27 protein-coding genes are annotated in these 26,913 nt (G+C 74.5%); 17 read left to right on the top strand and 10 right to left on the bottom strand.

Features of this window, described 5'->3' with window-relative positions; genetic code table 11:
• Positions 1 to 53 precede the first annotated feature (53 nt).
• Entirely contained in the window at positions 54 to 1,868 is a 1,815-nt protein-coding gene (gene edd / locus LPC08_RS23720; RefSeq protein WP_230450678.1) for a phosphogluconate dehydratase, read from the top strand.
• 55 nt (positions 1,869 to 1,923) lie between these two features.
• Complete coding sequence (gene zwf, locus LPC08_RS23715) at positions 1,924 to 3,417, top strand: glucose-6-phosphate dehydrogenase (RefSeq protein WP_230450677.1); 1,494 nt, start codon at positions 1,924 to 1,926, stop codon at positions 3,415 to 3,417.
• 25 nt (positions 3,418 to 3,442) lie between these two features.
• Here zwf and dnaQ read toward each other — a convergent pair whose 3' ends face one another.
• Both dnaQ and coaE read right to left on the bottom strand, forming a co-directional pair.
• Positions 3,443 to 4,135, bottom strand: a complete 693-nt coding sequence (gene dnaQ, locus LPC08_RS23710) for a DNA polymerase III subunit epsilon (protein WP_230450676.1) — start codon at positions 4,133 to 4,135, stop codon at positions 3,443 to 3,445.
• Positions 4,132 to 4,797, bottom strand: a complete 666-nt coding sequence (gene coaE, locus LPC08_RS23705; RefSeq protein WP_230450675.1) for a dephospho-CoA kinase — start codon at positions 4,795 to 4,797, stop codon at positions 4,132 to 4,134. The genes dnaQ and coaE overlap by 4 nt, the downstream gene beginning before the upstream one ends.
• 190 nt (positions 4,798 to 4,987) lie before the next feature.
• Between coaE and LPC08_RS23700 the strand changes: the two genes are divergently transcribed.
• Positions 4,988 to 5,998 carry an aldo/keto reductase gene (locus LPC08_RS23700; protein WP_230450674.1) on the top strand — a complete coding sequence of 337 codons (1,011 nt, stop codon included), beginning with the start codon at positions 4,988 to 4,990 and terminating at the stop codon, positions 5,996 to 5,998.
• Positions 5,999 to 6,004: 6 nt separating this feature from the next.
• On the opposite strand, the gene LPC08_RS23695 is transcribed toward LPC08_RS23700, so the two are convergent.
• Entirely contained in the window at positions 6,005 to 7,405 is a 1,401-nt protein-coding gene (locus LPC08_RS23695) for an aminotransferase-like domain-containing protein (protein WP_230450673.1), read from the bottom strand.
• Here LPC08_RS23695 and LPC08_RS23690 point away from each other — a divergent pair.
• Both LPC08_RS23690 and LPC08_RS23685 read left to right on the top strand, forming a co-directional pair.
• Positions 7,404 to 7,658, top strand: coding sequence for a DUF1127 domain-containing protein (locus LPC08_RS23690; RefSeq protein WP_230450672.1), 255 nt, complete (start codon positions 7,404 to 7,406; stop codon positions 7,656 to 7,658). The two genes, LPC08_RS23695 and LPC08_RS23690, sit on opposite strands and share 2 nt — an antisense overlap.
• Positions 7,655 to 8,248 (top strand): LysE family translocator, encoded by a 594-nt coding sequence (locus LPC08_RS23685; protein ID WP_230450671.1) that lies wholly within the window; start codon positions 7,655 to 7,657, stop codon positions 8,246 to 8,248. The genes LPC08_RS23690 and LPC08_RS23685 overlap by 4 nt, the downstream gene beginning before the upstream one ends.
• 148 nt (positions 8,249 to 8,396) lie before the next feature.
• Here LPC08_RS23685 and queF read toward each other — a convergent pair whose 3' ends face one another.
• From queF to queA, 3 genes are read right to left on the bottom strand one after another with little or no spacing between them, the layout of a single operon-like run.
• The gene (gene queF / locus LPC08_RS23680; RefSeq protein WP_230450670.1) at positions 8,397 to 8,861 is read right to left on the bottom strand and encodes a preQ(1) synthase; all 465 of its coding nucleotides are present in this window, start codon (positions 8,859 to 8,861) and stop codon (positions 8,397 to 8,399) included.
• Entirely contained in the window at positions 8,858 to 10,045 is a 1,188-nt protein-coding gene (gene tgt, locus LPC08_RS23675; RefSeq protein ID WP_230450669.1) for a tRNA guanosine(34) transglycosylase Tgt, read from the bottom strand. Before tgt ends, queF begins: the two co-directional genes overlap by 4 nt.
• Entirely contained in the window at positions 10,042 to 11,079 is a 1,038-nt protein-coding gene (queA, locus tag LPC08_RS23670) for a tRNA preQ1(34) S-adenosylmethionine ribosyltransferase-isomerase QueA (protein ID WP_230453145.1), read from the bottom strand. The genes tgt and queA overlap by 4 nt, the downstream gene beginning before the upstream one ends.
• Positions 11,080 to 11,322: 243 nt before the next feature.
• On the opposite strand from queA, the gene LPC08_RS23665 reads away from it, so the two are divergent.
• A complete protein-coding gene (locus LPC08_RS23665; RefSeq protein ID WP_230450668.1) occupies positions 11,323 to 11,694 on the top strand; it encodes an FKBP-type peptidyl-prolyl cis-trans isomerase in 372 nt (123 codons plus the stop codon).
• Between the two features lie 219 nt (positions 11,695 to 11,913).
• Positions 11,914 to 13,566, top strand: coding sequence for a tannase/feruloyl esterase family alpha/beta hydrolase (locus LPC08_RS23660; protein WP_230450667.1), 1,653 nt, complete (start codon positions 11,914 to 11,916; stop codon positions 13,564 to 13,566).
• 382 nt (positions 13,567 to 13,948) lie between these two features.
• Here the strand turns inward: LPC08_RS23660 and LPC08_RS23655 are convergent, their stop codons facing one another.
• Entirely contained in the window at positions 13,949 to 14,584 is a 636-nt protein-coding gene (locus LPC08_RS23655; protein ID WP_230450666.1) for a YciI family protein, read from the bottom strand.
• 214 nt (positions 14,585 to 14,798) lie between these two features.
• Between LPC08_RS23655 and LPC08_RS23650 the strand changes: the two genes are divergently transcribed.
• Both LPC08_RS23650 and LPC08_RS23645 read left to right on the top strand, forming a co-directional pair.
• Entirely contained in the window at positions 14,799 to 15,578 is a 780-nt protein-coding gene (locus LPC08_RS23650; RefSeq protein WP_230450665.1) for an SDR family NAD(P)-dependent oxidoreductase, read from the top strand.
• Positions 15,579 to 15,725: 147 nt separating this feature from the next.
• On the top strand, positions 15,726 to 17,060 hold the full coding sequence (locus tag LPC08_RS23645; protein WP_230450664.1) for an NAD(P)/FAD-dependent oxidoreductase: 1,335 nt from the start codon (positions 15,726 to 15,728) through the stop codon (positions 17,058 to 17,060).
• Between the two features lie 403 nt (positions 17,061 to 17,463).
• On the opposite strand, the gene hslU is transcribed toward LPC08_RS23645, so the two are convergent.
• The 3 genes from hslU to hslV form a co-directional block, all read right to left on the bottom strand.
• On the bottom strand, positions 17,464 to 18,786 hold the full coding sequence (gene hslU / locus LPC08_RS23640; protein WP_230450663.1) for an ATP-dependent protease ATPase subunit HslU: 1,323 nt from the start codon (positions 18,784 to 18,786) through the stop codon (positions 17,464 to 17,466).
• 61 nt (positions 18,787 to 18,847) lie between these two features.
• On the bottom strand, positions 18,848 to 19,681 hold the full coding sequence (locus LPC08_RS23635; RefSeq protein WP_230450662.1) for an SHOCT domain-containing protein: 834 nt from the start codon (positions 19,679 to 19,681) through the stop codon (positions 18,848 to 18,850).
• The gene (gene hslV, locus LPC08_RS23630) at positions 19,681 to 20,238 is read right to left on the bottom strand and encodes an ATP-dependent protease subunit HslV (protein ID WP_230450661.1); all 558 of its coding nucleotides are present in this window, start codon (positions 20,236 to 20,238) and stop codon (positions 19,681 to 19,683) included. Before hslV ends, LPC08_RS23635 begins: the two co-directional genes overlap by 1 nt.
• A 336-nt stretch (positions 20,239 to 20,574) precedes the next feature.
• On the opposite strand from hslV, the gene LPC08_RS23625 reads away from it, so the two are divergent.
• From LPC08_RS23625 to LPC08_RS23590, 8 genes are all read left to right on the top strand, one after another.
• Positions 20,575 to 21,783, top strand: coding sequence for an energy transducer TonB (locus LPC08_RS23625; protein WP_230450660.1), 1,209 nt, complete (start codon positions 20,575 to 20,577; stop codon positions 21,781 to 21,783).
• Between the two features lie 92 nt (positions 21,784 to 21,875).
• Positions 21,876 to 22,493, top strand: a complete 618-nt coding sequence (hisB, locus tag LPC08_RS23620) for an imidazoleglycerol-phosphate dehydratase HisB (RefSeq protein WP_230450659.1) — start codon at positions 21,876 to 21,878, stop codon at positions 22,491 to 22,493.
• On the top strand, positions 22,493 to 22,900 hold the full coding sequence (locus LPC08_RS23615) for a DUF2628 domain-containing protein (protein WP_230450658.1): 408 nt from the start codon (positions 22,493 to 22,495) through the stop codon (positions 22,898 to 22,900). The genes hisB and LPC08_RS23615 overlap by 1 nt, the downstream gene beginning before the upstream one ends.
• A complete protein-coding gene (gene hisH / locus LPC08_RS23610; RefSeq protein ID WP_230450657.1) occupies positions 22,897 to 23,550 on the top strand; it encodes an imidazole glycerol phosphate synthase subunit HisH in 654 nt (217 codons plus the stop codon). Before LPC08_RS23615 ends, hisH begins: the two co-directional genes overlap by 4 nt.
• Positions 23,547 to 24,119, top strand: a complete 573-nt coding sequence (locus tag LPC08_RS23605; protein WP_230450656.1) for a GNAT family N-acetyltransferase — start codon at positions 23,547 to 23,549, stop codon at positions 24,117 to 24,119. Before hisH ends, LPC08_RS23605 begins: the two co-directional genes overlap by 4 nt.
• Positions 24,116 to 24,838 carry a 1-(5-phosphoribosyl)-5-[(5-phosphoribosylamino)methylideneamino]imidazole-4-carboxamide isomerase gene (gene hisA, locus LPC08_RS23600; RefSeq protein ID WP_441295821.1) on the top strand — a complete coding sequence of 241 codons (723 nt, stop codon included), beginning with the start codon at positions 24,116 to 24,118 and terminating at the stop codon, positions 24,836 to 24,838. The genes LPC08_RS23605 and hisA overlap by 4 nt, the downstream gene beginning before the upstream one ends.
• Positions 24,839 to 25,145: 307 nt before the next feature.
• Positions 25,146 to 26,036, top strand: a complete 891-nt coding sequence (locus tag LPC08_RS23595) for a TauD/TfdA dioxygenase family protein (RefSeq protein WP_230450655.1) — start codon at positions 25,146 to 25,148, stop codon at positions 26,034 to 26,036.
• Positions 26,037 to 26,897, top strand: a complete 861-nt coding sequence (locus tag LPC08_RS23590) for a FadR/GntR family transcriptional regulator (protein ID WP_230450654.1) — start codon at positions 26,037 to 26,039, stop codon at positions 26,895 to 26,897.
• Positions 26,898 to 26,913: the final 16 nt, after the last annotated feature.

The following is a 26,913-nucleotide window of genomic DNA, read 5'->3' as shown; positions in this document are numbered from 1 at the left end:
ATGATGCGGACATGATGCCATGCCGCGCACGCACCCTCGATGGGATCGGTAACATGACGCTGAACGCCCGACTCGGTGAGGTCACGGAACGCATCGCCCGGCGCAGCGCCTCGGCCCGCGCGCGCTACCTCGACCGCATCGACCGCGCGGCGGCGGTGACGCTGCCCCGCCACCGCCTGGGCTGCGCCAACCAGGCGCATGCCTTCGCCGCCTGCACCCCGGGCGACAAGGCGCGGCAGTTCGCCAGCGACGCGCCGAACCTGGGCATCGTCACCGCCTACAACGACATGCTCTCCGCCCATCAGCCCTATGAGCGCTTCCCGGAGCTGATCCGCGAGGCGGCGCGCTCGGCCGGCGCCACGGCGCAGGTGGCGGGCGGCGTGCCCGCCATGTGCGACGGCGTGACCCAGGGCGAGGCGGGGATGGAGCTGTCCCTCTTCTCCCGCGACGTGATCGCGCTGGCCACCGCCGTCGCCCTCTCGCACCAGACCTTCGACGCCGTCGTCTATCTCGGCATCTGCGACAAGATCGTGCCCGGCCTCGTCATCGGCGCGCTGTCCTTCGGCCACCTGCCGGGCGTCTTCATCCCCGCGGGGCCCATGACCTCCGGCCTGCCGAACGACGAGAAGGCCAAGGCCCGCCAGCTCTTCGCCGAAGGCAAGGTGGGGCGGGAGGCGCTGCTGGAGGCGGAGGCGAAATCCTACCACGGCCCCGGCACCTGCACCTTCTACGGCACGGCCAACACCAACCAGATGCTGATGGAGGTGATGGGGCTGCACCTGCCCGGCGCCGCCTTCGTCAATCCGGGCACGAAGCTGCGCGACGCGCTGACGGTGGAGGCGGTGAAGCGCGCCCTGTCCATCACCGCCACGGGCAACGCCTTCACCCCCATCGGCCGCGTGCTGGACGAGCGCGCCTTCGCCAACGGCATCGTCGGGCTGCATGCCACGGGCGGGTCGACCAACCACACCATCCACCTCGTCGCCATGGCGGCGGCGGCGGGCATCGCGCTGACCTGGGACGATTTCAGCGACCTCGCGGAGGTGACGCCGCTGCTCGCGCGCGTCTATCCGAACGGCAAGGCGGACGTGAACCACTTCCACGCCGCCGGCGGCATGGGCTTCCTGATCCGGGAGCTGCTGGATGCGGGGATGCTGCACGAGGACGTGGCCACCGTCTGGGGACCCGGCCTGCGCGCCTATACCACCGAGCCGGGGCTGGATGCGGAGGGCAGCGTCGTCTGGCGCGACGCCCCGCGCGAGAGCGGCGACCCCAAGGTGCTCTCCAGCGCCGCGGCCCCCTTCCAGGCGACCGGCGGGCTGAAGGTGCTGGACGGACCGCTGGGCCGCGCCGTCATCAAGACCTCCGCCGTCGCGCCGGAGCGCCACGTCATCGAGGCGCCCGCGAAGGTCTTCCACGACCAGGCGGAGTTGCAGGCGGCCTTCAGGCGCGGCGAGCTGACCGGCGACTTCATCGCCGTGGTGCGCTTCCAGGGGCCGAAGGCCAACGGCATGCCGGAGCTGCACAAGCTGATGCCGCCGCTGGGCGTCTTGCAGGACCGCGGCCAGAAGGTCGCGCTGGTGACGGATGGCCGCCTCTCTGGCGCCTCGGGCAAGGTGCCGGCCGCGATCCACGTAACGCCCGAGGCCGCGACCGGCGGGCCGATCGCGAAGCTGCGCGACGGCGACGTCCTGCGCGTCGATGCCGTGACGGGGCGGCTGGAGGTGCGGGTGGACCCGGCGACCTGGGACGCCCGCCCGCTGGCCGAGGCGGACCTCGCCCCCTCGCACGAGGGCGTGGGGCGCGAGCTGTTCGGCGCCTTCCGCGCCCAGGTCGGCTCCGCCGAGATGGGGGCCGCGGTCTTCTGACCGCCCTCCCCCGCCTGCTACCCCCTCCCCCGAGACAGCGCGAGCGAACCGCCTGATGGCCCGTATCCTGCCCGTTCCGAACTTCGACTGCGTGGTCTTCGGCGCCACCGGCGACCTGACGATGCGCAAGCTGCTGCCCGCGCTCTACAACCGCTTCCGTGACGGCCAGTACGATGGCGGCTGCCGCATCATCGGCGCGGCGCGCAGCGACCTGTCCGAGGAAGAGTACCGCAACAAGGCGGAGGCCGCGCTGCGCCGCTTCGTGCCGGAATCCGCCCAGGCCACGGCGACCGTGCAGGACTTCCTGCGGCTGGTGCACTACGCCCGGGTGGACGGCGCCGGCGAGACCGGCTGGGACACGCTGATCGCCGACCTCGATGCCCGGCCGAAGCAGGTGCGCCCCTACTACCTCGCCACCTCGCCCGACCTCTACGGGCCGATCTGCCACAACCTCGCGGCGCATGGCGGCATCACGCCCCTCTCCCGCGTGGTGCTGGAGAAGCCGATCGGCCACGACCTGGCCTCCGCCCGCGCCATCAACGACGCGGTGGGCGCGGTGGTGCCGGAGGCGCAGGTCTTCCGCATCGACCACTACCTGGGCAAGGAGACGGTGCAGAACCTGCTCGCGCTGCGCTTCGCCAACACCATCTTCGAGCGTCTGTGGAACGCCGACGTGATCGACCACGTGCAGATCACGGTCGCCGAGACGGTCGGGGTGGAGGGGCGCGGCGGCTACTACGACAAGTCCGGCGCGCTGCGCGACATGGTGCAGAACCACATCCTGCAGATGCTCTGCCTGCTGGCCATGGAGAGCCCCGTCTCGCTCGACGCCGATGCCGTGCGCGACGAGAAGCTGAAGGTGCTGCGCGCCCTGCGCCGCATCGCGCCGCACGAGGTGCCGGCCTTCACCGTGCGCGGCCAGTACGCGGCCGGCGCGGTCGGCGGCCAGCCGGTCGCCGGCTACCAGTCCGATCTCGGCAACGGCCAGGACGGCCATGGCGAACGGAGCCTGACGGAGACCTTCGTGGCGCTGAAGGTGCAGGTGAACTCCTGGCGCTGGGCGGGCGTGCCCTTCTACCTGCGCACGGGCAAGCGGCTGCCGCAGAAGGTGTCGGAGATCGTCGTGCAGTTCCGCACGCCCCCCTTCAGCATCTTCCCCGCCGACACCATCGGCACCGAACCCAACCGCCTGCTGATCCGCCTGCAGCCCGAGGAGGGGATGCGGCTGGAGATGATGACCAAGGAGCCCGGCCCGGGCGGGCTGCACCTGCGCCCCACCGGGCTCGACATCTCCTTCGAGAAGACCTTCGGCCAGCGCTTCCCCGATGCCTATGAGCGGCTGCTGATGGACGTGGTCCGCGGCAACGCCACCCTGTTCATGCGCCGCGACGAGGTGGAGGCCGCCTGGGCCTGGGTGGAGCCGCTGCTGGACGCCTGGGAGAACAAGCCGGAAATGCCGCGCAGCTACCCCGCCGGCTCCTGGGGTCCCACCGCCGCCATCGCCCTGATCGAACGCGACGGCCGCACCTGGTACGAGGGGACGCCCTGAAGGCGGGGCGCGTGTCCGGGGCCGGCTAGGGCCCCGGCGTCATGTCCTTCCAGGCGCTGTCCTTGAAGCGCGCGACGAAGGCGGCATGGCGCTCCAGCTCCTCGGGCGTCGGCACGATCGGGCGTGGGGTGCGCGGGCCGGCGGGACCGGTGCTCACCACCAGGGCAGGCTCGCGTCGCTGGCTGGCCAGCTCCAGCCCCGGCTGCTTGCCGCCCATCAGCTCCAGGTAGACCTCGGAGAGGAGCTTCACGTCGAGCAGCGCGTTGTGCGAGGTGCGCATCGAGTTGTCGATGCCGAAGCGCCGGCACAGCGCATCGAGGCTGTTGGGCAGGCCGGGGAAGCGCCGCTTCGCCAGTTCCAGCGTGTCCACCATGCGGCCGCGCGCGATGCGCGGCACGCCGCAGCGGTCGAACTCCGCGTCCAGGAAGCCGAAGTCAAAGGGCGCGTTGTGCGCCACCACCGGGTCGTCGCCCAGGAACTCCAGCAGCCCGGGCAGGATCTCGGCGAAGAGCGGCTTGTCGCGCAGCATGTCCCAGGTGAAGCCGTGCACCCGCACCGCCTCTTCCGGCACCTCCCGCTCCGGGTTAATCAGCCTGTGGTAGGTCACGCCGGTGGGGACGAGGTTCACCACCTCCACCGCCGCGACCTCCAGCACGCGGTCGCCGGTCCACGGGTCCAGCCCCGTGGTCTCCGTGTCGAGGATCAGGGTGCGGCTCATGCGTGGCTCCTCTGGGCTCGCCCGGTGCGGGTGCGCGTTCCCCGGTCGGCCCGCCGCCGCGGCCCGGCGCGCAGGCCCCGCACCAGCCTGCGCACGGCACGCTGCGCCGCGTGGCGCGACAGGCCGGTGCGGATGAGATGGTCCGCCCGGCGGCGCTTCTCGGCATCCGGCACCTGCCGCGCCAGGATGGCGGCCAGGCGCCCCGGCGTCATCCCCGGGCGGCGCAGCACCCGGGCGCGCTGCACGGCGGCGGGGGCGGAGACGACGACGACCTCGTCCACCCGGCCCTCCCCGGCCGTCTCGAACAGCAGCGGCACGTCCAGCAGCACCAGGCGCCGCCCCGCGCGGCGGGCGCGGGCCAGGAAGCGGCGCTCCTCCGCCCGGACCAGCGGGTGGACGATCGCCTCCAGCCGGGTCAGCGCGGCCGGGTCGCCCAGCACGGCGCGGCGCAGCGCCTCCCGGTCCACCGCCCGGCCGCGCGGCGTGTCGCGCACCGTGCCGGGGAAGGCGGCGGCGATGGGCGCCACGGCACGGCCGGCCGGCCCCTGCAGCCGGTGGACCGCCGCATCCGCGTCGAAGACGGGCACGCCCAGCCGCCGGAAGGTGGTGGCGACGGTGGACTTGCCCATGCCGATGCTGCCGGTGAGGCCGAGAATCCGCATGGCACGGTGGTAGAGCAGATCGCCCGCGGCCGGTATCCGCCGGCGCCGCGGGACAGCCAGCACCGGGCCGGCGGAGCGGCCTCGCCGGCCCCACCCGTGCCCCCCCGTGGCCCGGCCGGGGGCGGCGGGTCTATCCTCCGCGCCGCAAGACCCTGGCCGCCCCGCGCGGCCGCTGCGGAGGAGAGCATCCATGGACTACCGCCGACTGGGCCGCAGCGGCCTGCAGGTCTCGCCCCTCTGCCTCGGCACGATGATGTTCGGCGGCCCGACCGACGAGGCGACGGCGGCGCGCATCGTCGCGCGCGGGCGCGAGCGCGGCATCAACTTCATCGACACGGCCGACGTCTACACCGAGGGCCGCTCGGAGGAGATCACCGGCCGCGCCATCCGCGCGGAGCGCGGCCACTGGGTGCTGGCGACCAAGCTGGCCAACCCGACCGGCCCCGGCCCCAACGAGCGCGGCCTGTCGCGGCGCCACGTGCAGCGCGCGGCCGAGGCCAGCCTGCGGCGGCTGGGCGTCGAGACCATCGACATCCTCTACTGGCACAAGGAGGACCACGGCACGCCGCTGGCCGAGACGGTGCACGCCATGGCCGACCTGGTCCGCGCCGGGAAGATCCGGCACTTCGGCGTCTCCAACCACCGCGCCTGGCGGATCGCCGAGATCTGCCGCCTCTGCGACGAGGCGGGCATCGACCGGCCGGTGGTGAGCCAGCCCTACTACAATGCGCTGAACCGCATGCCGGAGGTCGAGCACCTGCCGGCCTGCGGCTATTTCGGCCTGGGCGTCGTGCCCTACAGCCCGCTGGCGCGCGGGGTGCTGACGGGCAAGTACCGCCCCGGCGCGGAGCCGGAAGCGGGCAGCCGCGTCGGCCGTGGCGACAGGCGCGCGCTGGAGACGGAGTGGCGGCCGGAGAGCCTGGAGATCGCCCAGACGCTGGCCCGCCACGCCGGGGCGCGCGGCATCACCCCGGGGCAGTTCGCCACCGCCTGGGTGATGCACAACGCCTTCGTCACCGCCCCCATCGCCGGGCCGCGCACGGAGGCGCAGTGGGAGGACTACCTGGGCGCGCTGGACTACCGCTTCACGGCGGAGGACGAGGCGCTGGTGGACGGGCTGGTGGCGCCGGGGCACCCCTCGACGCCGGGCTACAACGACCCCGCCTATCCGCTGGAAGGCCGCGTGCCACGCGGGGGGTGAGGGCGATCAGGCCTGCCCGACCGCCGCGGCGGCGACCTCCGCCGCCTCCGCCACCCAGTCCGCCTCCACCGTCGCGAAGCTGAGCCGCAGGTAGGAGCCGGAGGGCTCGGCCGGGAAGGCGTAGCGGCCGGCGGTGACGAGCACGCCCTGCGCCGCCATCGCCTCCGCCACCGCCAGGTCGCTGCGGCCGCCGGGTAGCCGGACCCAGAGATGCAGGCCGCCCGCCGGCAGGACGGGCAGGCACTCCTCGCCCAGCCGGGCCCGCATGGCGGCGGCGAGCAGGTCGCGGTTGCGGCGCAGGGCGGCGCGCAGCGCCCGCAGGTGGCGCGGCCAGGCGGCGGAGGTGACGAGTTGCAGCGCCGTCTCCTGCAACAGGCCGGGGACGAAGAAGTCGTCCACCAGCCGGGCGGCGCGCAGCCGCTCCAGCGCCGGGCCGCGGGCGCAGAGCGCGGCGACGCGCAGCCCCGGCGCCGCGCATTTCGTCAGGGACCGCAGATAGACCACGTGGCCGTCGCGGTCGGCGGCGGCCAGGGGCAGCGGCTCCTCCTCGCCCTCCAGCGTGAAGTCGTGCGCCCAGTCATCCTCGACCAGGAAGGCGCCACGGCGGCGCACCAGCTCCAGCAGCGCGGCGCGCCGGGGCGGGGAGAGGCTCGCGCCGGTCGGATTGGCGTGGCGGGGCTGGGCGTAGAGCAGCCGGGCGCCGCTGCGCTGGAAGGCGTCCTCCAGCGCCTCGGGGCGCAGCCCCTCGCGGTCGGTCGGCACCGGCACGGGCTGCAGCCCGGCAGCGCGGGCGGCGGCGATGGCGCCGAAATACGTCGGGCTCTCCAGCAGCACCGCGTCCCCGGGCCGGGCGAGGGCGCGGAAGGCGGCGGCGATGGCGGCCTGGCTGCCGGGGCAGATCGTCACCTCGTGCGTCGCGAAGGCGCCCCCGGTGCCGGCGGCGAACCAGCCGCGCAGCGCCTCCTGCCCCTCGGGCGCGACGCGGTTCCAGATGCCCGGCCGGCGCAGCGCGCGGGCCGAGGCGGCGGCGAGCAGGGCGGTCGGCTGCAACGCTTCGGGCAGGTAGCCGACCTGGAGGCGGCGGGCCGCGCCGGTGTGCAGGCGCGTGGCGTTGGTCAGCCCGTCCAGGCTGGCCCCGGCCGGGCCGAGCGCCAGGCTCTGCCAGCCGAAATCCGCCGGGGCGGCCACCGATCCGGGCCGGCGGGCCACGAAGGTGCCGCGGCCGGGCCGCGCCTCGATCACCCCCTCGCGGACGAGGGTGTCGAGGGCGCGCTGCACGGTGACGGGGCTGACGCGCCACTCCCGCATCAGCGCGCGCACGGAGGGCAGCCGCGCGCCCGCCGTCCCGGCCAGGGCCAGGCCGCGCAGGCGTTGAGTAACGCGATCGGCGGTGTTATTGGTTTCCATGAGAGACATCAGTAACGCTACAATCGCCTTCCCGATAACGCAACGCCGCGGCCGGGGCGCCACGGGCTTCCTGGCCGCGCTGGAACTGGCGCTGCGCGCCATCGCCACCCGGCGCCAGCTGGCCGAGATGACGCCGCGCCTGCTGTCCGACATCGGGGTGACCCGTGCCGAGGCGCTGCGCGAGGCGTCGCGCCCGCCCTGGGACCTGGGCCCGCCGACCCGCGATCCCAGCCGCCGGCGGCCCTGGCCATGAGCGAGCCGTCATGGCTGGCGGGCCTGCTGCCGCTGGCCGTCTTCGCCTTTGTCGCCTCGGTGACGCCCGGGCCGAACAACCTGATGCTGCTGGCCTCCGGGGTGAATTTCGGCTTCCGCCGCACCGTGCCGCACATGCTGGGGATCAGCACGGGGATGGTGGTGATGGTCCTGGCCCTGGGGCTGGGCCTCTGGCCGCTGCTGGCGGCCCGGCCCGGGCTGGCGGCGGCCATGCGCTGGCTGGGCGCCGCCTGGATGCTGTGGCTGGCCTGGAAGATCGTCCGCGCCGCCGCCCCGGACGCGCCCGATGCCAGCCCGGCCCGCCCCTTCGGCTTCCTCGCCGCGGCCGCCTTCCAGTGGGTGAACCCTAAGGCCTGGGTCATGGTGGTCTCGGCCCTGGCGACCTACGGCACCGGCGCCGGCTGGATGGCGATGGTCTTCGTGGCGGTCGGACTGCCGGCCATCGCCCTCTGGGCCGGCTTCGGCGTGGGGCTGCGCCGCTGGCTGGCCGATCCGCGTCGCCGCCGGCCGTTCAACTGGGTCATGGCCGGGCTGCTGGTCGCCTCCCTGGTGCCGCTGCTGGCCGGCTGACGGAAACCCGTTTCACCGGCCCCGGGGGAAAGGCGCCCCGGGCCACCGGGGCCGTACCTGCCCCCCGGGGGCGGCGCCACGGCCGGGCTCCGCGATGGCCGGAGGCGCGGGCCGGGACGACCGGCAGGGGCCGCCGGCCCCGGGACGATCAGCCGCGCCCGCGATAGGGCGGCACGTCCTGGGCGGGGATCCAAACGCCCTCGGGCGAGGCGCCGGACTGCCAGAAGACGTCGATCGGGATGCCGCCGCGCGGGTACCAGTAGCCGCCGATGCGCAGCCATTCCGGCGAGAGCACGTCCACCAGGCGCTTGGCGATGTCCAGCGTGCAGGCCTCGTGGAAGGCGCCGTGGTTGCGGAAGCTGGTCAGGTAGAGCTTGAGCGACTTGCTCTCCACCAGCCAGTCGCGCGGCACGTAGTCGATCATCAGGTGCGCGAAGTCCGGCTGGCCGGTCATCGGGCAGAGCGAGGTGAACTCCGGCGCGGTGAAGCGCACCAGGTAGCGCGTGCCGGGATGCGGGTTGGGCACGCGCTCCAGCACCGCTTCCTCCGGGCTGGCGGGCGGCGCGGCGTGGTGGCCGAGCTGCGTCAGGCCGGAGACGTCGGTGGCGGTCATGCGGGGCTTCCCAGAGGAGCTGCTTCCGGAGGCGCCGCTTCCGGACGGGCCGGTTCCGGGGGGACGGGCTCCGGCGCGTCGGCGGCCCAGCCGGCAGCGATGGCCTCCGCCTCGCGCGCGAAGCGGCCGGCGAGGATGGCGCTGCGCAGCCGGTCCATCAGGCGCTGGTAGTATTCGATGTTGTGCCAGGTCAGCAGCATCGGGCCGAGCATCTCCTCGGACCGGAACAGGTGGTGCAAGTAGGCGCGGCTGTGCCGGGTGCAGGCGGGGCAGTCGCAGGCCGGGTCGAGCGGCGCGCCGTCATCCGCGTGGCGGGCGTTGCGCAGGTTCAGCACCCCGCGCGAGGTATAGGCCCGCGCCGTCCGCCCCGAGCGGGTGGGGATGACGCAGTCGAACATGTCCACCCCGCGCGCCACCGCGCCGATCAGGTCCGACGGCGTGCCGACGCCCATCAGGTAGCGCGGCCTGTCGGCGGGCAGCAGCGGGTTGGTGACGTCGAGGGTGGCGAACATCGCCTCCTGCCCCTCGCCCACCGCGAGGCCGCCGATGGCGTAGCCCTCGAAGCCGATGGCGGTCAGGGCCGCGGCGCTCTCGGCGCGCAGCGCCGGGTGGATGCCGCCCTGGACGATGCCGAACAGCCCGTAGCCGGGGCGGGGGGTGAAGGCGTCCCGGCAGCGCGCGGCCCAGCGCATGGACAGGCGCATGGACTTCGCCGCCTCCGCCTCCGTCGCGGGGAAGGGCGTGCACTCGTCCAGGCACATGGTCACGTCCGCGTCCAGCAGACGCTGGATCTCGACCGAACGCTCGGGCGTGAGGCGGTGCTTCGAGCCGTCGAGGTGGCTGCGGAAGGTCACGCCGTCCTCGTCCATGTCACGCAGCTTGCTCAGCGACATCACCTGGAAGCCGCCGGAATCGGTCAGGATCGGGCCGGGCCAGTCCGCCATGCGGTGCAGCCCGCCGAGCCGCGCCACCCGCTCCGCCCCGGGGCGCAGCATCAGGTGGTAGGTGTTGCCGAGGATCATCCTCGCCCCCGTCGCACGCACGGCGTCGGCGGTCATCGCCTTGACCGTGCCGGCGGTGCCCACGGGCATGAAGACGGGGGTCGGCACCTCGCCATGCGCGGTGCGCAGCGTGCCGGCGCGGGCGCCGCCATCGGTGGCGGAGAGGGTGAAGGACAGGGTCACGGCGCGGATTCCTCCCGACGCAGCAGGCAGGCATCGCCGTAGGAGTAGAAGCGATAGCCGGACGCCACGGCGTGGGCATAGGCGGCGCGCACGCGCTCCGTGCCCGCATAGGCACAGGCGAGCATGAACAGCGTGCTGCGCGGCAGATGGAAGTTGGTCAGCAGCAGGGGCGCGCTGCGGAAGCGATGCCCCGGAAGCAGGAACAGATCGGTCAGCCCGCGGAAGGGGGCGATGCTGCCGTCCTCCCGCGCCGCGCTCTCCAGCAGGCGCAGCGCGGTGGTGCCCACGGCGACCAGGCGCTTCGCCGCGTTCAGCCGCGCCGCCGTCGCCTCGGTGATCTCGCCCCATTCGGCGTGCAGCCTGTGCGCCCGCGCATCCTCGCCGCGCACCGGCAGGAAGGTGCCGGCGCCGACATGCAGGGTGACGGTGGCGCGTTCGATGCCCCGCGCCTCCAGCGCCGCCAGCAGGCGGGGGGTGAAGTGCAGGCTGGCGGTCGGCGCCGCCACCGCGCCGGGGTTGCGCGCGAAGACCGTCTGGTAGTCCTCGCGGTCGGCGGCCCCCGGCCCGCCGGGGCGGGCGATGTAGGGCGGCAGCGGCACCTCGCCCGCCACCTCCAGCGCCGCGAGCAGCGCCGCCTCGTCCGGGCCGAAATCGACCAGGACGGCGCCGTCCTCCAGCCGTTCCACCACGCGCGGGGCCAGCTCCGGCGCGCCCTGGACGGTGAGCACGTCCCCTGTCCGCAGGCGCTTCGCGTTGCGCGCCAGCGCGTGCCAGACGCCGCCGCCCTCGGCGCGGTTCAGCAGCAGCTCGATGGCCGCCTCGCCGCGCTTCGCCCGGAGGCGTGCGGGGATGACGCGGGTGTCGTTCACCACCAGCAGGTCGCCCGGCTCCAGCAGCCCTGGCAGGTCCAGCACGCCGCGATCGGCCGGCGCGCCGGCGGTCAGGTCGAGCAGCCGCGCGGCATCCCGCGGCCGGGCCGGGGACTGGGCGATCAGGCTCTCGGGCAGGGCGAAGTCGAAATCCGCCGTCCGCAGCGGGGCGAGGGAAGGAACCGGGGCAGGGGTCACGGCGGGGCCGGGGTAGCGGGGCGGCAGGGCGGAGTCCACCGGCGGGAACGGGGGGCTGGGTTACCGAGTCGGAGCGGCTCGGCGGGCCCGGCGGCCGGGGCAGCCGCCGGGCGGAGGGGAAGCCGCCCCGCCGGGCACAGGCCGGCCGGTTTGGCGCCGGGCGGCCACGGGGCTAAAGGCTTCCCTTCACAGACGGGAAGCGCCCATACCATGACCGACAACCCCGAGGGCTTCACCGCCGCCCCCTCCGGCGTCCGCTACCGCGACGAGGTGGTGGGCGACGGCCCCTCCCCCAGCCACGGCCAGACCGTCACCGTCCACTACACCGGCTGGCTGGACGAGGGCGGCAAGCCCGGCCGCAAGTTCGACAGCTCCCGCGACCGCGGCTCGCCCTTCCAGTTCACCATCGGCGTCGGCCAGGTGATCTCCGGCTGGGACCTCGGCGTGGCAGACATGAAGGTCGGCGGCCGCCGCATGCTCCAGCTTCCGCCCGAGCACGGCTACGGCGCCCGCGGCGCCGGGGGCGTCATCCCCCCGAACGCCACGCTGCTGTTCGACGTGGAGCTGCTCGGCGTCGGCTGACGCGCGGATCGCCGGCCCCCGGGGGCCGGCCTCCCTCCGGCCCGCGCGACGCGCCCTTGGCACGGGGGGAAGGGTCCGCCTTTCCCCCGACCCTCCTCGCCACGCGGCGTCCGGGCCCCATGCGCCGCGCTTGGCGACGGGGAAGCGCCGCGACCGGGCTTGATCTCCGATGGCGTTGCGCGATCCTCTCCGCGACAAGACGTCAGGGAGGATACGGGCATGGGACGCGCGGCAAGCGGGCTGGGCGCGGCGGTCGTCGTTTGCTCTCTGGGCTTGGGCGGAGCCGCCCTCGCCCAGCCGGCAGCACAGCCCCCCGGCGTGTCGGAGAGCACGGGAACCGGCACCTTTTCCCGCGCGCAGCGGTCCAGCGTTCCCTACACGCTGACGCCGCAGCAGCCTCGACAGGGCTGCGACGCGCTGCGGACCGGGCTGTCGGGCGGCGAGGTGACGATCGTCTCCGCCACCGCCATCCCGGCGGCGGGCGACATCCCCGCCTATTGCCGCCTGCGCGGCGTGATCGCGCCGGAGGTGCAGTTCGAGGTGAACCTGCCGGAGCGCTGGAACCGCCGCTTCTACATGTTCGGCAATGGCGGCTATGCCGGCGAGGACCTGGACTCCCCCACGCGGCGCGACACGCGCGAGGCGGCGCTGCGCCGCGGCTTCGTCGTCGCCAGCAACAACACCGGCCACGACGCAGAGCGCGAGCCGCTGGGCACCTTCGCCGCCAGCACCGCGAAGCTGGTCGACTACGCCTTCCGCGCCGTCCACCGCACGGTCGAGGAGGCGAAGCGCGCCACGGCGGCCTATTACGGCCGCCCGCCCGCCTTCTCCTACTGGGATGCCTGCTCCACCGGCGGGCGTCAGGGGCTGATCTCGGCGCAGCGCTTCCCCGACGATTTCGACGGCATCCTGGCCGGCGCGCCGGTGTCGAACTTCGTCGACACCATGGTCAACTACATCTGGAACGACCGCGCCCTGCGCGGCAGCGGGCTGACCATCGCCAAGATGGGCGCGGTCTCGCAGGGGGTGCTGGCGCGCTGCGACGCCGCCGACGGGCTGCAGGACGGGCTGCTCGCCGATCCGCGCCGCTGCGACTTCGACCCGGCGCGCGACGTGAAGCGCTGCGCCCCGGGCCAGGACGGCGACGACTGCCTGACGGAGCCGCAGGCGCGCGCCGTGGCGGCCATCCAGGGCGGCATCCGCCTGCCGGATGGCAGCCCGTACTTCCATGGCTTCCCGCCCGGCTCCGAAGCCGCCGGCCCGGCGCTGCCCGGCGGCAGCGATTCCGCCAGCGGCTGGACGCGCTGGATCATCCCCCTGCCGGGGCAGCCCTCGCGCCAGTTCGAGTACGCCATGACCTTCATGCAGAACATGGCCTTCGGGAAGGCGAACCCCGGCTTCGACCCGGCCGGCTTCGACTTCGCCCGCGACCCCGGCCGCATGGCCGCGGCCCGGTCGCTGATCAACGCAACCGACCCGGACCTCTCCGCCTTCCGGCGGCGCGGCGGCCGGCTGATCATGTACCACGGCTGGGCGGACACGGCGCTGACGCCGCTGATGAGCGTGGAGTACTACCAGAAGGCGCTGGCCGCGAACGGTGCCGGCACGCCCGACTTCTTCCGCCTGTTCATGGTACCCGGCATGTTCCATTGCCGCGGCGGCTTCGGCCCCGACAGCTTCGACGCCATGACAGCACTGGTCGAATGGGTGGAGGCCGGGACGGCGCCGGACAGCATCCCCGCCGCCCAGCTCGCCGGCAGCCGCATCGCGCGGACCCGGCCGCTCTGCCCCTATCCCCAGCTCGCCGTCCATGACGGCCGGGGCAGCCCGGACGAGGCAGCCAGCTTCGCCTGCCGCGCGCCCTCGCCCTGACCGGTTGCGCCCGGCAGGCCGGCGGCGGACCGGGAGGGGACGCCGTCCCCTCCCAGACCCTCCCCTGCCGGGGCCACAAGCGGGCCCCGGACCCCGCTGAGAGTCTGGCTCTACGCGGTGGGCGTCAGCCTGCGGGCTCAACCCTGACGGAACGCGGACAGATGGGACTCCGAAGAAGCAATTTGGGGCGTCCGCGAGCGCGGACACCGTACCCGCCGAGGAGCCATGCTCCTCGGCGCTGTGGCCCCGTATCAGGTTGTCCCGCGGCAGCGCTGATCGGGTCCAGGGCCCACAGGGTCCTGGCGGAGTGGGGGTACGGGGGCGAGGCGGAGCCTTGCCCCCGGGCCACGAGCGCACCCCACGCCGGCATGGCCCCGGTGTCTCACGCTGCGCCCGGCAAGGGGCGGTAGGGCAGCGGCGCGAAGCGGGTGGCGTGCCACTCCGTCTCCTTCCAGACCTCGCCCGTGCCGTAGGGGTCCTGCGCCCACCAGGCACGGGCCTCGGCGATGTCGGGATGGGCGGTGATGGCCATGGACCCCACCATGCGCCCGCCCGGCGCGTCGAGGATCGCCCCGCCCACCGCCAGGACCCCCGCCTCCGCGGCGGGGCGGACGCGGGCGAGATGCGCCTCGCGCGCCGCCAGGCGGCGGGACAGCGCGGCGTCGTCCCGTCCGTCCCAGGCCAGCGTGACCACGTGGCTGGGCTGGGATGGCGCGGGGCCCGAGGGCAGGGGGCGATAGGGCAGTGGCGCGACGCGGAAGGGGTGGACCGAGTGGCTCTCCCAGATTCCCTCGCGCCGGAACGACTCGGCGTCGAGGTAGCGCTCCAGCGCCGTGGCGGCGACCAGCATCAGGGAGCCGCGAAAGGCCCCCGCCGCATCCAGCAGCGGCACGCCGACCAGCAGCTCTCCCGCCTCGGCCGTCGGGCGGAGCAGGGCGAGATGCGCCTCGCGCACGGCGCCGATCCGGGCGGTGGCATCCGGGGCGGCGCGCGCCAGGATCAGAGAGCATTCCGTCATCGGTTCCTCCCGGGATGGAGCCTGCGGGCCACGGCGCCACGGGCCGGGCAGCATAGCCCGCGCCGCCGGCCCGGCCACCGCCACCCGGGGGGGAGCAAGGGCTAAAGGCCCGGCCGCCCGCCGCATCCGACCGGGACGCCGGCGGGCATTTGGTCCCTGGCGGCGGCGGCGGCATCCTGCCGGCCGCATGGAACGGCGGGAAGGAAGGCACGGCATGGATCTGTCCCATGGGCTCGCAGGCAAGCGGGTCGTCGTCACCGGGGCGGGCGGCATCATCGGCACCTGGCTGTCCGACGCCTTCCGCTCCGCCGGGTGCAGCCTCTGCCTGACCGACACCGCGACGGCGGCGCTGGAGGGGCGCGACCTCGGGCCCGAGGGCTTCACCCATGCGGCCGACCTGCTCGACGCCGCCGCCATCGAGGCTCTGGCCGCCGAGGTCGGGCGGCGCTGGGGCGCGGCGGACGTGCTGGTGAACAATGCCGGGGTCTACCCCTCCGGCTTCCTGCTCGACGTGGACGCGGCGGAGTGGGACCGCATCCTGGGCATCAACCTGCGCGCGCCCTTCCTCCTCACCCGCGCCCTCGCCCGGCAGATGGTGGAGCGCGGGGTGAAAGGCAGCGTGATCAACATCTCCTCGGGCGCGGCGCGCAAGATGCGGCGCAGCGTGGCGCCCTACTGCCTGTCCAAGACGGCGCTGGACCGGCTGACCAAGGGCTTCGCGCTGGAGCTGGCGGAATACGGCATCCGGGTGAACGCGCTGGAGCCGGGCTTCGCCGCGGGCAGCGCCACCTCCCCCCTCACGCCTGCGCATGTGGCGGCGACGGCGGGGAACATCCCGCTCGGGCGCGGCGTCACCGCCGGGGATGTCGGCCGGGCGGCGCTGTTCCTGGCGGGCGAGGCGGCCGCCTTCGTCACGGGCACCGCGCTGGCCGTCGACGGGGGGAACTCCATCGGCACGCTGGCGGTCTACCAGGACAAGAAGCAGGCGCTCTGACCACCGGCCCCGCCGGCCGGCGGGGCGGTATGGCGGCGGGGCAGCCCGCCGCCGCAAGCTGGCGTCTCCACCCGTCCGGATGTTTCCGCCCCGTTGCGTTCTGTTCTATGGGTGAGGCCCCATCCCCTTTCCGGAGAACGCGCCGCGATGCCGCTCGACGCCCCGGCCGCCGAGGCCCCCGACCAGCTTCTGGCCGAGCGCTGCGACGTGCTGGTGATCGGCGGCGGCCCCGGCGGCTCCACCACCGCCGCGCTGCTGGCCGAGAAGGGGCGCCGCGTGGTGCTGCTGGAGAAGGACCGGCACCCCCGCTTCCACATCGGCGAATCCCTGCTGCCGCAGAACCTGCGCCTGTTCGACCGGCTGGGCATCACGGCGGAGGTGGACCGGCTGGGCGTGTTCAAGCCCGGCGCCTCCTTCATCTCGGACGAGCACGGCAAGAAGGTGACCTTCACCTTCGCCAATGCGCTGAACGCCACCTACAAGCACAGCTACCAGATCCGCCGCGCCGACCTGGACACGCTGCTGTTCCGCACCGCCCGCGAGCGGGGGGCGGAGGCGCTGGAGGGCTGGCGGGTGATGGAGGTCGCAATCGACCCCGTCCATGGCTCCCGCGTGATCGCCCAGGATGAGAGCGGCAACCGCCGCGCCTGGCTGGCGCGCTTCGTCGTCGACGCCTCCGGCCGCGACACGGTGCTGGCGGGGCAGATGCGCAGCAAGGCGCGCAACCCGCACAACAACACGGCCGCCATGTACGGCCATTTCCGCAACGTTGCCTTCTGCGAGGGCTGCCACGAGGGCAACATCACCATCCACCTGCTGGAGCAGGGCTGGTGCTGGATGATCCCGCTGCCCGGCGGGGTGATGAGCGTCGGCGTCGTCAGCAACCCCGGCTACTTCAAGACCCGCCAAGGCAGCATCGAGGCCTTCCTGCGGGAGACCCTGGCGCGCAGCCCCTCGGCGGCGGCGCGGATGGAAAGGGCGGAGATCCTCGGCCCGGCGACGATGACGGGCAACTACTCCTACCGCTCCGCCCGCATGGCCGGGGAGGGCTGGCTGATGGTGGGCGACGCCTTCGCCTTCATCGACCCCGTCTTCTCCTCCGGCGTGATGCTGGCCATGGCCAGCGCCGAGCTGGGGGCAGAGGCGGTGGACACCTGGCTGGACGACCCCCGCCGCGCCGCCCCCCTGCTGCGCCGCTTCGAGCGCAAGGTGGAGCGCGCGATCGGCTCGCTCTCCTGGCTGATCTACCGCATCAACCGGCCGGTGCTGCGCGACATGTTCATGCAGCCCTCCAACCGCTTCCGCATGCGCGACGGGCTGGTCAGCCTGCTGGCCGGGGACGTGCACGCCGACACCAACCGGCAGCTCCCGGTCCTGGCCTTCAAGGCGACCTATGCCCTGCTCTCCCTGGCCCACCGGCTGGGCTACCGCCTGCGCGGCGACAACCTGGTGCGCGTGACGCCGCCACAGCCGGCCGGCTGATCCGCGCGGCGGGATGCCCCTTGATCCGTGCCGGCGTGGGACCCGTTCCCCGGGGGCAAGGCTCTGCCTCGCCCCCGTACCCCCACTCCGCCAGGACCCTGCGGGCCCTGGACCCGATCAGCGCTGCCGCGGGACAGCCTGATACGGGGTCAAGGCGCCGAGGAGCCATGCTCCTCGGCGGGTACGGCCACCGCACTTACTGACGCCTACGAAGTTCTTATGGAGTCCCGCTTGTCGCGCTCCGTCAGGGTTCAGCTCGCAGGCTGACGTCTACCGGAAGCACCAGACTCCCAGCGGGGTCCGGGGCCCGCTTGTGGCTCCGGCAGGGGAGGGTCCGTGGAGGGGACGGCGTCCCCTCCCGGTCCCGCGCCGGATCACCGGGCGCGACATCCCGCCATCGGTATTACAGGATGAAGCGGCTGAGATCCGTGCTCGCGGCCAGCGGCCCCACCTTCTCCCGCACATAGGCAGCATCCACCCGCACCGACTCCCCCGCGCGGTCGGAGGCGGAGAAGGACAGCTCCTCCAGCAGCCGCTCCAGCACCGTCGCCAGCCGGCGGGCGCCGATGTTCTCCACCCGCGCGTTGATGTCGGCGGCGAGGTCGGCGATGGCGTCCATCGCGTCGTCGGTGATCTCCAGCGTCACGCCCTCGGTGCCCAGCAGCGCGACGTACTGCTTGGCGAGGCTGTGCTCCGGCTCGGTCAGGATGCGGCGGAAATCCTCCCGCGTCAGCGCCGACAGCTCCACCCGGATCGGCAGGCGGCCCTGCAGCTCGGGCAGCAGGTCGGAGGGCTTGGCGATGTGGAAGGCGCCGCTCGCGATGAACAGGATGTGGTCCGTCTTCACCGGGCCGTGCTTGGTGTTGACCGTCGTGCCCTCGATCAGCGGCAGCAGGTCGCGCTGCACGCCCTCGCGGGAGACGTCGCCGCCGCGGAAGCCGCCTTCGCTGGTGCGGGCCGCGACCTTGTCGATCTCGTCGAGGAAGACGATGCCGTGGTTCTCCGCCTTGGCGACGGCGTCGCGGGTCAGCTTCTCCTGGTCGAGCAGCTTGTCCGCCTCCTCGCGGATGAGAAGGGTGCGGGCCTCGGCGACGTGCAGCTTGCGCGGCCGCTGCCGGCCGCCGAACATCTTGCCCAGCATCTCCTGCATGTTGGCCATCTGCGCGCCCGGCGGCATGCCGGGGATGTCCATCATGCCGATCGGCGTGCCGGCGGAGTCCGAGACCTGCACCTCGACCTCCTTGTCCTCCAGGCTGCCCTCGCGGAGCATGCGGCGGAACTTCATGCGCGTCTCGCCCGCCGCGTTCTCGCCGACGAGGGCGGTGACGATGCGCTCCTCCGCGTTCAGCTCCGCCTTGGCCTGCACCTCGGCGCGGGCGGTGTCGCGGGTCTGCACGATCGCGGCCTCCACCAGGTCGCGCACGATCTGCTCCACGTCGCGGCCGACATAGCCGACCTCGGTGAACTTCGTCGCCTCGACCTTCAGGAAGGGCGCCTGCGCCAGCTTCGCCAGGCGGCGCGCGATCTCCGTCTTGCCCACGCCGGTGGGGCCGATCATCAGGATGTTCTTCGGCACCACCTCCTCGCGCATCCCTTCCGGGAGCTGCTGGCGGCGCCAGCGGTTGCGCAGCGCGATGGCGACGGCGCGCTTGGCGTCGTGCTGGCCGACGATGTAGCGGTCCAGCTCGGAGACGATCTCGCGCGGGGAAAGGTTGACGGGGTCCATTCTCGATCCATCCGGGCAGGGCCGGGCCCCGCCCTCCAAAAGCGTGTCGTTGGCGCGCGGCTCAGAGCCGGCGCAGCAGCTCGGCCTTCTTGGCGGCGAACTCGTCCTCGGTCAGCACGCCGCGGTCGCGCAGGGCGGCGAGCCGCTCCAGCGTGTCCAGCGTGCCGGCCGCGTCGCCCCGGAGGGGCGCGGCCATGTCGCCCCGGAGGGGCGCGGCGGCATCGCTGCCGCCCGGCGCCCCGACAGGGTCCGGGGGCGGGGCCGCGGCGGCGCGCCCGGGCTCGGCCGCCGGCCCCGAACCCTGTTGGGACGTGTCGCCGGGTTCCGGCATGCCGACCACGGGCAGCTCCTCCAGCCGCACGGTGCCGTCCGGCCCGCTGAAGGACAGCGTGCCGCTGCCGCCGCCCTGCTGCTGCGAGACGCCGTAGAGGAGGCGCCCACCCATGTCGTGCAGCGTCACCACCCCGTCGCGCCGCACCGCCAGCCGCTGCCGCTCCGGGAAGAGGGCATAGGCCGCGCCGTTCTGCGACCCGGTGGAGGAGGGGCGGCCCAGCTCCGCCGGCCACCAGCCGCCCGAGGCCCCGCCGCCGCCGAAGCCACCGCCAGAGGCGGCTTCCGACAGCTTCAGCGCGCCGTCGCGCAGCAGCGCGGCGAGGTCGCCGGCCAGCCCGCCGACGCGCGACTTCAGCGCGTCGTTGAACATCTCGCCGATCATCAGCATCCCGTTGGACCACTGGCCCATGCCGCCCAGCTCCGGGTGGCTGAACTGCGCCTGGGTCCCGCCGCCGGCGCGCAGCGCGCGCAGCAGCGCCAGCACCGCCTCGGCGCTGATCCCGTAGCGCCGCGCCAGCCCCTCCGCCATGCGCCGGTCGGCCTCGTCCTGCGCACCGTCCATCACAACGTCTCCAGCACGATGCGGCCGTTGGTGTAGACGCAGATGTCGGACGCGATCGCCATGGAGCGGCGGGCGATCTCCTCGGCCGAGAGCCCCTCCACCGTGGCGAGCGCCCGCGCGGCGGCAAGGGCGTAGTTGCCGCCCGAGCCGATGCCGATGATCTGGTCCTCCGGCTCCAGCACGTCGCCCTGGCCGGTGATGAGCAGGGAGCGGCTGGAATCGGCCACCGCCAGCAGCGCCTCCAGCCGGCGCAGGTAGCGGTCGGTGCGCCAGTCCTTGGCCAGCTCCACCGCCGCGCGCTCCAATTGGTCGGGGAAGCGCTCCAGCTTCGCCTCCAGCCGTTCGAGCAGGGTGAAGGCATCGGCGGTGGCCCCGGCGAAGCCCGTCAGCACGCGGCCCTGCGCGATGCGGCGGACCTTGCGGGCGTTGTTCTTGACCACGGTCTGGCCCATCGAGACCTGGCCGTCGCCGGCCATGGCCACCTGCCCGTCCTTGCGGACGCACAGGATGGTGGTGCCGTGCCAGCCCAGCGGGTCGTTCGGATTCGTATGCGACATGGCGCGCGATGTGGCCCCTCGGCCCCGCCGCTGCAATCGGGCACCGCCGCGCGGCCGGCTTGCGCCCCGGTTCTGCTCCCTGGCCGGGCCCGTCGCCCCGGGGGGCGTGTGACGGGGCATGCGATGGGGGCCTGTAACGGGGCCCTGTGACGGAGGCCGGTCTGTCCGGCGGAGTCCGGCCTTGCGCCCCGGCGCGGGCGGGCCCAATCCCAGCGGGTGGTGCAGCCCGCCCTTCTCGCCCCCACCCGTGGTCCCGATGCGGCCCGGCCTGGCGCCTTCCTTCGCCACGGCGCCCCCGATGCGCCGGGCGGCGCGATTCCCCCCGGGATTCCCCCGTTGCGGCCGCGCCTCGTTCCGGGGCCGCCCGGCTCGCCGCCGCCCGGCCGGGCCTCCTCCCGCCGCCGGCGCTGGTTCCACTGGGCGCTCGTCGCCTCGCTGCTGCTGCATCTGGGGCTGCTGGCCTTCCTGCTGCTGAGCCCGCCGCGCGAGCCGATGCGCGAGGCCATGCCCAGCCAGGGCATCGAGGTGGTGCTGGAAGGCGGCGAGGCCGCCAACGCCGCCCCCTCCGCCCCGCCCTCGGTCCCGGCCCTGCCCTCCCCGGCGGCGGAGGCCGCGCCCCCTGCCCCGCCGCCCGCGCCCCTGCCCCCGGTCGCCGCGCCCGCACCGCCCGTTCCCGCCCCCTCCGCCCCGCCGCCGCCCCTCCCTGCCCCGCCGACCGCGGCACTGACGCCGCCGCCCCGCCCGGCGGCGCCGCTGCCCGTTCCACAGCCGCCCGTGCCGCCCTCCCCCATCCCGCCGCCACCGGCCCCGCCCCGGACCGCCGCGGCGCCGCCCGACCTGCGGCCCGTGCCGGACGAGACGCCAGGCAGCGTCGCCCTGCTGCCGCCACCTCCGGCCGCGCCACCCGCGCCACCCACGGAGGCGCCACCCACCGAGGCGCCGCCGGCCGTGGCGGAGGCGCTGCCCTTGCCGCCCCCGCCGCCGCCCGAGGCCTCGCCGCGGCCGGCTCCGGCCCCGCCCCGCCCGGCCCCGCCCCGCCCGGCGCCGCGCCCCAACCCCTTCGCCAACACACTGGACCTCAGCCGCGGCCCGGCCATCGCCCTGGCCCCGGCGCCCCCGCCGGGCGGCGCGCCAGCGCGGCCCTCGCGGCCGCGGCAGGGGATGGATCTCTCGGTCGGCCGGGTGCCGGACCCCGCCCCGGGCCCGAGCGGCGGCAGCGACGTGAACAGCAACATGCGCGTGGTGGCCGGCGCCAATCCCGGCGCCGACTGGGGCCGGGCCCTGGTCGACTGGGTGCGGCGGCACAGCCAGTACCCCCGCGCCGCCGCCATGAACGGGGAGGACGGGTCCACCACCGTCCGCGTCGTGGTCGCGCCGGACGGGCGGGTGGAATCGGTGCAGCTGCGCACCCGCTCGGGCTCCTGGATGCTGGATGCCGCCACCCAGTCGGTGTTCCGCGACCGCATCGTGCCCGCCCTGCCCTATGGCATCCGCGAGAGCACGACGGTGGACTTCACGATCCACTACGTCCTGATCGGGCGCTGAGCGGCGCCAGTTCCGGGATGAGCGGCCCCGCGGGCTGCCGGAGGCGCCGCAACCGGCTGGCCGCGTCCCCGGAGCGGGTCTAAAGGGGCGCCATGAACGCCGCCTTCCTCGCCCCCGCGCGCACCGCCCAGATCGCGCGCGCGACCGCCGAGACCGACATCTCCCTGCGCCTGGACCTGGACGGGACCGGCCGGGCGGAGATCGACACGGGAATCGGCTTCCTCGACCACATGCTGACCGCGCTGGCGAAGCACGCGCTGTTCGACCTGACCGTGGTGGCGAAGGGCGACCTGCATGTGGACTTCCACCACACCACCGAGGATGTGGGGATCGTGCTGGGCCAGGCGCTGCGCCAGGCGCTGGGCGAGAAGCGCGGCATCCGCCGCTACGGCCACGCCGTGGTGCCGATGGACGAGGCGCTGGCGGAGGCGGCGATCGACCTTTCGGGGCGCGCCTTCCTGGTCTGGCAGGTCGAGTTCCAGCGCCCCAAGATCGGGGAGATGGACACCGAGCTGTTCGAGGAGTTCTTCCGCGCCCTGTCGTCCAACGGGCTGATGGCGCTGCACGTCATGCTGCGCCACGGGCACAACGCGCACCACGTCGCGGAGGGCTGCTTCAAGGCCGTCGCGCGCGCGCTGCGGCAGGCGGTGGAGCGTGACCCGCGCACGGCGGACGCCATCCCCTCGACCAAGGGCGTGCTGGAGGCGTGATGCGGGTCTTCACCGTCCACGCGCCCGGCGCCCCGGCGCTGCCGGCGCCGCTCGCCGCCTCCATCGCCGGCTCACCCTGGGCGACCGTGCCGGATGCCTCCGGCCCCGCGCCACGGCTGGTGCCGGAGGGCTTCGCCTGGTGGGGCTTCCTGTTCCCGCCGCTCTGGCTGGCGGCGAAGCGGCTCTGGTGGGGGCTGCTCGGCTGGCTGGCGCTGGCCGGGCTCGTCGCCCTGCTGCCCGAGCCCGTCGAGCCCTGGGCGGCGCTGGCCCTCGCCCTGCTGGTCGGCTTCCACGGCCGCGACCTGCAGCGCTGGACGCTGGCCCGGCGCGGCTGGCCGGAGCGCGACGTGGTGGTGGCGCGAGACGAGGAGGCGGCGCTGCTGCGCCTCGCGGAGCGCGCGGCATGAAGGTCGCCGTGATCGACACCGGCTCGGGCAACCTGGCCTCCGTGCGGCGCGCCTTCGACCGCGCCGCGCGGGAGGCCGGGATCGATGCGGAGATCGGCCTGACCACCCGCGCCGAGGATCTCGCCGCCGCAGACCGCGTGGTGCTGCCCGGCCAGGGCGCCTTCGCCGCCGTGCGCCGGGGCCTCGACGCGCTGCCGGGCATGGAGGCGGCGCTGCGCGAGGCGGTGGAGCGGCGTGCCCTCCCCTTCCTCGGCATCTGCGTCGGCATGCAGCTGATGGCGGAGCGCGGGCTGGAGCACGGCACCACCCCCGGCCTGGGCTGGATCGCCGGCGAGATCGCGCCGATGGACCCGCGCGCGGAGGACGGCACCCCGCTGCCCCTGCCGCAGATGGGCTGGAACGGGCTGGACTTCACGCCGCCCGGCCACCCCATCCTGGCCGGCCTCGCCCCGGGCGAGCACGTCTATTTCGTCCACTCCTACGCCCTGCGCGGCGGCCGGCCGGGCGAGACCCTGGCCACCGCGCGCTACGGCGGGCCGGTCTGCGCCGTGGTCGGCCGCGACAACCTGGCGGGTACCCAGTTCCACGTGGAGAAGAGCGGCCCGACCGGCCTGCGCATGCTCGCCAACTTCCTGGGCTGGTCGCCGTGAGCGGCCTGCATGCCCCCGCCCACGAGCTCTCCGTGGAGCGGGTCGAGAGCCTGGAGGAGCCCGACCTCTCCGAGCTGTGCGAGGCGACGGACGCAGCCATCATCGAGGGCGGCGGCTTCGGCTGGATCGCGCCCCAGGGCCGCGACGCGCTGGCCCGCCACTTCCGCGGCGTGCTGCTGGTGCCGGAGCGGGAGCTGTTCCTCGCCCGCCTCGACGGCCACCCGGTCGGCAGCGCCCAGCTCGTCCGCCCGCCGCGCCACAACGAGGCGCAGTCCTGGGGCGCGCAGCTCACCCACGCCTATGTCGCGCCCTATGCGCGCGGCCACGGCCTCGCCCGCCTGCTGGTGCGGCGGGTGGAGGAGCGCGCCGCCGCCCTGGGCCACCGCGTGCTGAACCTCGACGTGCGCGCGACGCAGACGACCGCCATCGCGCTGTTCGAGGGCTGCGGCTACGAGCGCTGGGGCACCCACCCCGCCTATGCCCGCGTGGACGGCGCCACCGTGCCCGGCCACTACTACTACAAGCTGCTGGGGCCGGCGCGCGCCCGGCGCGGAAAGGGAAGCCCGTGAGCCTGACCCTCTACCCCGCCATCGACCTCAAGGGCGGGCAGGTGGTGCGCCTGAAGCGCGGCGAGATGGACCAGGCGACCGTCTATGCCGACGACCCCGGCGCCCAGGCCGCCGCCTTCCAGGCCGCGGGCTTCCGCTGGCTGCACGTGGTGGACCTGGACGGCGCCTTCGCCGGCCGCCCCGCCAACGCCGCCGCCGTGCGCGCCATCCTGGCCGCCGTCTCCCTGCCGGTGCAGCTCGGCGGCGGGGTGCGCGACATGGCGACGCTGGAAGCCTGGCTGGCCGAGGGGGTGAGCCGCATCATCCTGGGCTCGGCGGCGGCCAAGGACCCGGACTTCGCCCGCGCCGCCTGCCGCGCCCATCCGGGCAAGGTCGCCATCGGCATCGACGCCCGCGACGGCCGCGTGGCCACCGAGGGCTGGGCCGAGACGGGGGAGATGACCGCCCTCGACCTCGCGCTGCGCTTCGAGGATGCCGGGGCGGCGGCGATCATCCACACGGACATCGACCGCGACGGCATGCTGGGCGGCGTGAACGTCGCCGCCACCTCGGCGCTCGCCGCGCGGCTGACCACGCCCGTCGTCGCCAGCGGTGGCGTCGCCGGGATGGCGGACATCACCGCCCTGCGCGAAGCCGGGAACATCGCGGGCGTGATCGTGGGGCGGGCGCTCTACGACGGGCGGCTGGATCCGGCGACGGCACTGGCCGAGGCGGGCTGAGCGGGGCGCTCCCGCCGACCGGGGAAAAGTTCCGCCTTCCCGGTCCCCGTCTCTCCGCCACGGGCGGCTCCCTGAACCGCTGCCAGGGAGGCCGAGGCGCCGGAGGCGGCGCCTCCCAGGTCAGCCTTGGCGCGCGCGGAGGCCCGGGCGGGCGCGACCTTCCGGATGGCGCAGCGCGCGACGCCCCGGCGCCGAGCCGGCTTTCCCTGCCGTCCGCGTAGGCAGGCTTGGCCGTTCGCCAGATGTCAATTGACAAATATGTCCAGAACCACTCAACCTCCTGGCAAGGAAGTCAAGGGAGGCAAGAATGTCCACCAACCTCGCGGAAGCCCGCACGGGCAGCGGCGCGCATGTCCAGCCGACCGGCGGCGGGCTGGGAGCCGACATCCTGGGCGTCGACGTCGCCAACCCGGGCGAGGCCGACATGGCCATCATCCGTCAGGCGCTGCTGGACCACCTTGTCATCCGCATCCGCGGCACGGCGATCGACGACCCGGCCTTCGAGCGGTTCGGTGCCCGCTTCGGCGAGCTGCTGCCCTCGCCCGACTTCACCCGCAGCCGCCCCACCTACCTGCGCGACGCGCCGAACGTCACCGTGATCTCCAACGTCACCGAGGACGGCAAGCCGATCGGCGAGCATGGCGACGGCGAGCTGCACTGGCACACCGACCTCGCCTTCACCGACACGCCCTCCGCCCTGACCATGCTGCTGGCGCGGGAGGTGCCGCCCACGGGGGGCAACACCAGCTTCACCAACATGTACGCGGCGCTGGAGGCGGTGCCGCAGGACCTGCGCGCCCGGCTGACCCGGCTGCGGCTGAAGCACCAGGCCAGCCACAACGCCCAGGGCGGCAAGCGCCCCGGCTACCAGGACATCGAGACGGACGACGTGCGGGAGATGCCGGGCCCGCAGCACCCGATCATCCGCACCCATCCGGAAAGCGGGCGCCAGGCGCTCTACCTCGGCCGGCGCTTCGGCTCCTACATCCCCGGCCTGCCGCTGGCGAAGAGCGAGGCACTGGTGGAGGAGCTCTGGTCCTATGCCGTCCAGCCGGGCCATACATGGGCCCAGGAATGGCGCGTGGGGGACCTCGTGATCTGGGACAACCGCTGCACCATGCACCGGCGCGACGCCTTCACCGGCCTGGGCCGGCGGCGCATGCACCGGCTGACCACCCGCGGCGAGCGGCCGGTCTGAATGGCGCGCGGGCCCGCCCGGCTGGCCCGGGAGGCGGCGGCCCCGGCCGCCGCGCCCGATGCCGTGCCGGAGCGCGCCCCGGCGGAGCGGATGCCCGCGGATCAGGCGTCCGCAGAGCGATCCCCCACGGAGCGCTCTCCCACGGAGCGTTCCCCCACCCTGGGCGAGCGCGTGGGCGAGCAGCTCCGCCGGCTGATCGAGCACGGCGAGTTCCCGCGCGACTGCAAGCTGCCCACGGAGTTCGAGCTGTGCCGCCGCTTCGGCGTCTCCCGCCCCGTGCTGCGCGATGCGCTCGCGCGGCTGCGGGAGGAGGGCTACGTCAGCTCGCAGCGCGGCTCCGGTACCGTCGTGCTGCGCGGCCCCAACCCGGGCAGCCTGCGCTTCCCCGTGCTGCGCAGCGTCGCCGACGTGGAGCAGTACTTCGACTTCCGCATCGCCGTGGAGGGCGAGGCCGCGCACCTCGCCGCGCTGCGCCACACGCCGGAGACGCTCGCGGGCATCGAGGCGGCGCTGCGCGAGGCGGAGGAGCTGCCGGCGCTGGGGGCGCCCGATCTCGCCGGCGACATGAACTTCCGCTTCCACCGCGCCGTGGCCCAGGCCAGCCAGAACCAGTTCTTCATCGTCACGCTGGAGCAGATGCCGAACCTGATCGGCATCGCCCGGGTGGAGGTGCGCAATTTCGGCCTGGCCGAGCCGCTGGCGCGCGCCCGGCTGATCGCGGCGGAGCACCGCTCCATCCTGGAGGCGATCCGCGCCCGGGACGGTCTGCGGGCCCGGCTGGAGATGCAGGCGCATATCGGCGCCGCCCGGCAGCACATCTACGAGCGCCACCCGCTGCGGCTGGAGCCGGGCACGGGATAGCGCCGCCGACGTCCAA

This window comes from Roseomonas sp. OT10, assembly GCF_020991085.1.
GTDB classification, from domain to species: Bacteria; Pseudomonadota; Alphaproteobacteria; order Acetobacterales; family Acetobacteraceae; genus Roseomonas; species Roseomonas cutis.
The sequence above is the reverse complement of the archived record's forward strand: the minus strand, read 5'-3'. Positions and strand labels throughout refer to the sequence as shown.